The sequence below is a fragment of the Microbulbifer sp. VAAF005 genome, from assembly GCF_030012985.1.
GTDB lineage: Bacteria > Pseudomonadota > Gammaproteobacteria > Pseudomonadales > Cellvibrionaceae > Microbulbifer.
Genome location: NZ_CP120233.1, coordinates 3,385,892 through 3,392,500, shown reverse-complemented (window position 1 = coordinate 3,392,500; position 6,609 = coordinate 3,385,892). Strand labels below are relative to the sequence as shown.

Annotated in this window: 8 protein-coding genes (1 of these 8 running past the window's edge); 4 read left to right on the top strand and 4 right to left on the bottom strand. The window is 51.5% G+C overall.

The window, feature by feature from the left end; genetic code table 11:
* The 3 genes from P0078_RS15255 to P0078_RS15245 all read left to right on the top strand — a co-directional run.
* Positions 1-187 carry the 3' portion of a MarR family winged helix-turn-helix transcriptional regulator gene (locus P0078_RS15255; protein WP_282930791.1) on the top strand. 257 nt of this gene lie to the left of the window's left edge, so 187 of the gene's 444 nt are visible here — the last part of the coding sequence; the start codon falls outside the window, past its left edge; it ends in the stop codon at positions 185-187.
* A 264-nt stretch (positions 188-451) separates the two neighbouring features.
* Positions 452-874, top strand: coding sequence for an organic hydroperoxide resistance protein (locus tag P0078_RS15250; RefSeq protein ID WP_282930790.1), 423 nt, complete (start codon positions 452-454; stop codon positions 872-874).
* Positions 875-904: 30 nt separating this feature from the next.
* Positions 905-1,924: an alpha/beta hydrolase gene (locus P0078_RS15245; RefSeq protein WP_282930789.1), complete on the top strand. Its 1,020-nt coding sequence runs from the start codon at positions 905-907 to the stop codon at positions 1,922-1,924.
* A 43-nt stretch (positions 1,925-1,967) separates the two neighbouring features.
* Here the strand turns inward: P0078_RS15245 and P0078_RS15240 are convergent, their stop codons facing one another.
* From P0078_RS15240 to hutI, 4 genes are all read right to left on the bottom strand, one after another.
* Entirely contained in the window at positions 1,968-2,369 is a 402-nt protein-coding gene (locus P0078_RS15240; protein ID WP_282930788.1) for a RidA family protein, read from the bottom strand.
* A 91-nt stretch (positions 2,370-2,460) separates the two neighbouring features.
* Positions 2,461-3,360, bottom strand: a complete 900-nt coding sequence (locus P0078_RS15235) for a LysR family transcriptional regulator (RefSeq protein ID WP_282930787.1) — start codon at positions 3,358-3,360, stop codon at positions 2,461-2,463.
* 130 nt (positions 3,361-3,490) lie between these two features.
* Positions 3,491-4,453, bottom strand: a complete 963-nt coding sequence (hutG, locus tag P0078_RS15230) for a formimidoylglutamase (RefSeq protein ID WP_282930786.1) — start codon at positions 4,451-4,453, stop codon at positions 3,491-3,493.
* On the bottom strand, positions 4,437-5,666 hold the full coding sequence (hutI, locus tag P0078_RS15225) for an imidazolonepropionase (protein WP_282930785.1): 1,230 nt from the start codon (positions 5,664-5,666) through the stop codon (positions 4,437-4,439). The genes hutG and hutI overlap by 17 nt, the downstream gene beginning before the upstream one ends.
* Before the next feature lie 187 nt (positions 5,667-5,853).
* Between hutI and hutC the strand changes: the two genes are divergently transcribed.
* Positions 5,854-6,564 carry a histidine utilization transcriptional repressor HutC gene (gene hutC / locus P0078_RS15220; protein WP_282930784.1) on the top strand — a complete coding sequence of 237 codons (711 nt, stop codon included), beginning with the start codon at positions 5,854-5,856 and terminating at the stop codon, positions 6,562-6,564.
* Positions 6,565-6,609: the final 45 nt, after the last annotated feature.

Here is a 6,609-nt window from a genome sequence, read left to right as displayed (position 1 = left end):
CCGCCACCGAGACCCGGAGGATGAGCGTCGAGTCATTATCGAGCTGACTGATGCCGGTAGGTCGATGCAAAAAGAAGCTGCTTCAATTCCCACTCAAGTGCTGAATGCCTGTGGCTTGAATCCTCAGTCTGCACGGGCGCTAAAGACGCAAATAGAGACGCTTCGCCAATATTTAGCGACCCCCTAATCTTCCCCTCTTTTATCGCCCCGCCATTAGCGGGGCCCCCGCTTTGGCTCCATTTGTTATAGCTATCGTCCTTATAGCAACATTTAATTATCGCAATAATAGTTATCGCAATAACTTTATCTGGCGTCCAAGCTGACGCGCTGTTTAGAAGCTGACTTAGAAATCCGGACTACTACCCCCAGCTCAATAAATCCAGCGGGAAAAGGACTGGACTCCATTCCAGGCGGCTTCTGACAGACAAACACACATCAATGAGGACAGGTAATGCAAACAGTTTACACCGCAGTAGCAACCGCAAATGGCGGCCGTGATGGCGAAGCTCAATCATCAGATGGAAAGTTAAGCGTAAAGCTCAGTATTCCCAAAGAGCTTGGCGGCCCCGGTGGCGATGGCACCAACCCAGAGCAACTGTTTGCTGCGGGTTACTCTGCCTGCTTTATTGGCGCTCTTAAGTTTGTCGCCGGTAAAGAGAAAGTAAAAGTCCCGGAAGAAACCACTGTGCGCGCTGAAGTTGGAATCGGTCCCCAGGGTAAGGGGTTCGGTCTGGATATTGACCTCTACATCGATCTTCCTGGCCTGGATCAGGCGACGGCAGAAAAAATTGCCAACACCGCTCACGAAGAAGTTTGCCCTTATTCCAATGCAACCCGAGGCAATGTTGATGTGCGCCTGCACATATCCGCTTAAGCAACCGGTAGAGAGTTGAAGGTATCCGTTATGAATGGCTTAAAAATTTCCAAGCTGGCACTACCCCTTTTCTTTGCTCTTGGTATGGCTTCTGCGTCTGCTTCTATTTCCCCTGGTGTGGAGAAAAATACCCAGGGGTTCCTTCAAGCACTGGCGCAAGGTGGCGGCAAACCCATTGAGCAACTATCACCAAAAGATGCCCGCGCCGTCCTGGTCGGAGCCCAAGAGGGTGCGCAATTGCCGCCCGCTGAAGTCAGCAAGAAAACCATTACGGTTAATGGCGAAAAGCTGGAACTGACTATCGTTAAACCGAAAAACACCCGGGGCCAGATTCCCGCCTTTATGTATTTCCACGGCGGAGGCTGGGTCTTGGGTGACTACCCAACCCACGAACGCTTGATCCGCGATCTGGTTCAACGCTCCGGCGCCGCTGCGGTGTATGTGGATTACACCCCATCTCCAGAGGCCAAGTACCCGACTGCAATTAACCAGGCTTATGCGGCTACCCAGTGGGTCGCGGAGAATGGCGAAAAGATCGGTGTCGACGGCTCCCGTCTTGCCGTGGCCGGTAACAGTGTCGGTGGCAATATGGCAGCCGTGGTTGCCTTGATGGCGAAAGAGAAAGGAACACCGGATCTGCAATTCCAACTGCTGCTCTGGCCGGTTACCGATGCCAACTTCAACAACGCTTCTTATAAGCAGTTCGCCCAGGATCACTTCCTGACACGGGATATGATGAAGTGGTTCTGGGATAACTACACTACCGACCCCAAACAGCGCAACGAGATCTATGCTTCACCTCTGCGCGCAAGCAAATCCCAGTTGGTCGGCTTGCCTCCCGCTCTGGTGCAGACTGCTGAGATGGATGTGCTGAGAGATGAAGGGGAAGCTTACGCCCGCAAACTTAACGAAGCTGGTGTGACCGTAACCGCTGTTCGCTATAACGGCATGATTCACGACTACGGCCTACTAAATGCCCTGAGTGACGTGCCCGCGGTGCAGGATGCTCTTGATCAAGCAGGCTCCGAGCTTAGGGAACACCTCAAGTAAAACTTAAAAGCCCTGCAATGCGGGGCTTTTTTTATTCAGGTACTTAAAGCAGCGTTTTAGCCACTGCCTCAATTTCTATCAATGTCTCTGGCGACGCCAGGGATGTGACTCCCACTCCCGTGATTGCCGGGCGAGTAGTACCCAAATATTTAGATAGCACGGGGACTATTTCCCCCAGATGCTCACTAACTTCTCCACGCACATAGATACGTAACTGCAAAAGATTCTCTACCGACGATCCGGCCTCATCCAATACTGTCAATAAGTTTTGCATGGCGCTTTCCGCCTGAGCACCAACCCCTATGTTTTTAACTTCACAATTACTATCCCAATCCACCTGACCCGATACAAATACCAAGCCTGTTTTAGTATCGACTCGGGCGTGGGATAGGCAGGAAGAACTGCCATCATAAAGTGAAGAAGGATTAATATTCAGAATACTCATAACAGACCTGTACGCTTTCTAGCTTTTGAAAAAATCATAGTAGAAAGGCAGCTTTGCCAAAGCTATGGAGTAAAGCTTGTTACGGATACAATCAGGAAGCCATTGACTTAGAAAACCGTTGGTGCAGATCATTGAGAATCCAACTTACCAATGGATCATTTTCCACTCGGGGATGAAAGGCGGCTACAACTTCGTAGCCAGGTGGATACTTGTCCAAGGTAATTTCCACCAAGCCCTCACAAGGCATCAACCTAGAGGGAATAAAGGCCAGGGCATCCGTCCTTTTCAAGAACTCCTGGGCTATATAAAAAGAGGGCGCCGAAACAACAATCTCTCTTTTTAGATCTTGCCCCTCTAGCCAACGATCGGCTGAACCACGCAAGCCTCCAACTCCTGGCGATGTAATCACAAAATCAGATTGCATCAACTGATCAATAGGGACCAACTCATCTAAACTATATATAGGATTAGCCGATACACAGACATAACGCTCATTAAAGAGCACCTGTGTATTAATTCCATCAGGCACATACCCCGCTGATGTGAAAGCTAAGTCAATTTCTCCCTGATGCATTTTCTGGGTGAGCGAGACGCTTTCAATATTAGTGACAATAAATTTCACTTTCGGCGCATATTGCCTGACCCTTTGGATCAACGCGGCAACAACCACTTTTTGCGCGTAATCTGTTGCAGAGATCACCAGGGTCCGGGAAGTCTGGCTTGAATCAAGAGAGCCCGGGGCGGGAATCTCACTGAGTAACGTCAGCACCTGTCGAATCTGTGGCTCTATAAATTTTGCATAACTGGTGGGAGCCATCCCATGCCCAGTACGCACAAATAGATCATCCCCAACTATTTTTCTAATCTTCTTCAGCTGAAAACTGACAGCTTGCTGCGAAACCTGCAGATGCTCTGCGGCAAGGGAGATACTTTCAACCCTGAATAGTATTTCTAGGGTTTTTAAGTGATTAATTTCAAGATCTTTGATCATATCAACTGCAAAAGCGGAGCTTTCTGCCAGTCACTTACGGCTGTGGATAAGGATTAAAATAGTGGTTTCTAATACTGAAGTTAACGCGACCTCCAAAGCCATAGTGGCCGCGCTGTGTTATTACAAATACTCAGGGAATTTTTCTGGCCGCACGATTTGCAATTTGAAAACCTAAGCGGGCTGCGGTACGCGCACCATGATCCTCAATATCGAAATAAGGATTAAATTCAGCGATATCCGCCAAACAAACTTTATTAGATTCCAAAACGGTATCCAGCAAGACTTCCAAAAACTCCATAGAAACTCCCCTGCCAGAGGGGGCACTCACCGCTGGCATTACTGCCGCCGGCAATACATCCAGACATACCGTCAGATAGACAAAATCCACCTTCTCGATAAAGTCGCGGATTCGCGCCTGAACTGTATTCAGATTCCAACTAATGATTTCACGGTCCCGAATAACCTGGGCACCCAATTCATCAGCTCTCTGATAGAGAGCAGGTGTGTTGGCGTTATCCGCCGCACCCACACAGAGATAATTAAATTCGCGGCCATTTATCCTGCACTGCTCTGCAATCTGGAAAAATGGCGTACCCGATGACCCCTTTGGCGCAGGTGTGCGTAAATCCAAATGCGCATCAAAATTGATAATACCCAGACTGCTCTCGCGGTGATGCTCGCGCATCCAGCGGGCAATCCCCTGATAACTGCCAAAAGCAATTTCATGGCCGCCTCCCAATACCAGAGGAAAGTGACCGGCACCGAGCAACTCATTGATACGGGCACCCAATAGCGATTGGGCAGACTCCAAGTCTTCCCGTTCGACTCTGACGTTACCCGCATCGTATAAGGGCGCATCGAAAGTGGCCGGCAGGTTAGCCATAGCCAGACGCAGGATTCTCGGACCTTTCGCTGCACCGATTCGCCCTTTATTTCGGCGTACCCCTTCATCTGAAGCAAAACCTAGAATTGTGAGGCCAGGAGCATCATCTAACTGCAAAGGAGAAATCCGCTGGTGCCAACGCTCACCCGCTCGCCCATCCTCAGAATCAGTGCGACCGCTCCATAATTGCATATCAGCAAGTTGTAACATCGCGACCTCCCAAGAAAATTTTTGCAGGCTTTAGAGCACCCACTTCATAAGCGAGCTGATCCGGGGTATCCATCGGCCAAAGAACAATATCTGCTCGCAGCCCCTCGCGCAGTACACCGCGAGAACAGCACAAACCCAATGCCCGAGCGGCTGCACGGGTAACACCTGCGAGAGCTTCTGCCGGAGTTAAGCCAAACAGCTGACAACCCATGTTCATCATCAAACGCAGGGAAGCGATTGGACAACTCCCGGGATTAAGGTCTGTTGCCAATGCCATACAAACTCCTGCCTCGCGTAACTTTTCAATAGGCGGAACCTGGGTTTCGTGCAGAGTGTAGAAAGCTCCTGGTAGAAGCACTGCCACGGTGCCGCTTTCCGCCATCGCCAGTACATCGGCATCACTGATATATTCAATATGATCTACCGATAATGCCCCGGACTTTGCCGCCATTTCAGTAGCCCCTGTACGCGCCAACTGCTCGGCGTGCACTTTTACTGGCAGGTCCAGTTTTTTCGCTGCATCGATAACTCTCTGGCACTGGTCGACAGTAAAGCCTATCGTCTCGCAAAACATATCCACAGCATCAGCCAACTGCTCGCGGGCTACAGCGGGCAATATCTGCTCGCAAATAAGGTCGATATATTCATCGGCACGACCGTCGTATTCCGGTGGCAGAGCGTGTGCTGCCAGACAGGTCGTTACTATTTCCACTGAGTTGTGTTGCGCCAAACGTCTCGCGGTGCGCAATTGCTTTAGTTCAGTATCCAGGTCCAGGCCATAACCGGATTTAATTTCCACGGTTGTAACGCCTTCGGCCATCAGGGCGTGCAGACGGGGCTCAGCCAACTTATACAGGTTCTCGGCACTGGCACCCCTTGTCGCCCGCACCGTAGAAATAATACCCCCGCCAGAGCGAGCCACTTCTTCGTAACTCTCTCCCCCCAGGCGACGGGCAAACTCCCCTGCGCGATGACCTCCATATACGAGATGCGTGTGGCAATCGATCAGGCCCGGAGTTGCCCATTGACCTTCGCCATCAACAATGCGGTCTGGGGTGCACTCGGGCAGATCCCGGCGGGGACCAATCCAAACGATCCGACCTTTGGTTACCGCAATTGCAGCATCCTCGATAACACCGTAACCACCGGCAATGGATGGGTCCATTGTGGCGGCATTCAAATTGGTAATCAGCAAATCACAGCGTTCTGACATAAGCTTTTAGCGGCACGCTTTTCCTTTTAAACCATAGATGCTCGGCCCGATGACCGACAAACCAGTAACGGGCAGGATACAGCTCCCCTCTTCGACTTGACAGCCCGCAGCAGGGAAACCATAGTAGCCGTAACTATTCTTGTATATACAACAATATACAAGCCACGAAAGCACTGTACCTGAGTCTATGAATACTGCAAGTGAACCCCGATACGCGGCCATCAAGCGCCATATCCGCCAACAAATTGAGTCTGGCGAGTGGCCAATTCACTCCCAGGTGCCCTCGGAGAACCAACTGGCACAGCAATTCAGTGTGAGCCGGATGACCGCAAGGCGGGCACTCACCGAGTTAACCGATGAGCGCGTTCTGATGCGCTCCCAGGGGCTGGGTACTTTTGTCGCCGAGCCGGTGCCCGCCAGCTCACTGTTGGAAGTGCGCAATATCGCCGACGAGATCTCGGCCCGGGGGCACAGTTACAGCAACCGCATTCTGTTAGCTCAGCCCTGTGTCGCCAGCGCCGATGTAGCCCTGGCATTGGAAGTGCCCGAACAGGCAAAAGTGTTTCACTCCATTATTGTGCACTGTGACAACGGCTTGCCGGTGCAGTGGGAAGAGCGGTTTACCAACCCAGCCTTGGCTCCAGATTACCTGGACCAGGACTTCGCCCACACCACCCCCAACGCCTATCTTTCCAAAGTCGCACCGCTGACCGAGGCCGATACAACCGTCGAGGCCATAGCTGCGGAAGCCGCTATCGCCCACGCTCTGGAAATTGCCCCCGGAGATGCGTGCCTCCAGGTTTGGCGGCGCACTAAATGCAGTGCCGGCACCGTGAGCTTCGCGCGCCTGGTTCACCCAGGCAATCGATACCGCCTCGGTGCACAACTGAGATTCTAGTTATTGATTTATCCCGCGCGCCCTGGGAAAAGAAACAATCAAATC

Bases quoted from the DNA above. Each gene is read 5' to 3' on its own strand.
- P0078_RS15250 (WP_282930790.1), top strand. From the start codon at position 452: ATGCAAACAGTTTACACCGCAGTAGCAACCGCAAATGGCGGCCGTGAT.
- P0078_RS15245 (WP_282930789.1), top strand. From the start codon at position 905: ATGAATGGCTTAAAAATTTCCAAGCTGGCACTACCCCTTTTCTTTGCT.
- P0078_RS15240 (WP_282930788.1), bottom strand. From the start codon at position 2,369: ATGAGTATTCTGAATATTAATCCTTCTTCACTTTATGATGGCAGTTCT.
- P0078_RS15235 (WP_282930787.1), bottom strand. From the start codon at position 3,360: ATGATCAAAGATCTTGAAATTAATCACTTAAAAACCCTAGAAATACTA.
- hutG (WP_282930786.1), bottom strand. From the start codon at position 4,453: ATGTTACAACTTGCTGATATGCAATTATGGAGCGGTCGCACTGATTCT.
- hutI (WP_282930785.1), bottom strand. From the start codon at position 5,666: ATGTCAGAACGCTGTGATTTGCTGATTACCAATTTGAATGCCGCCACA.
- hutC (WP_282930784.1), top strand. From the start codon at position 5,854: ATGAATACTGCAAGTGAACCCCGATACGCGGCCATCAAGCGCCATATC.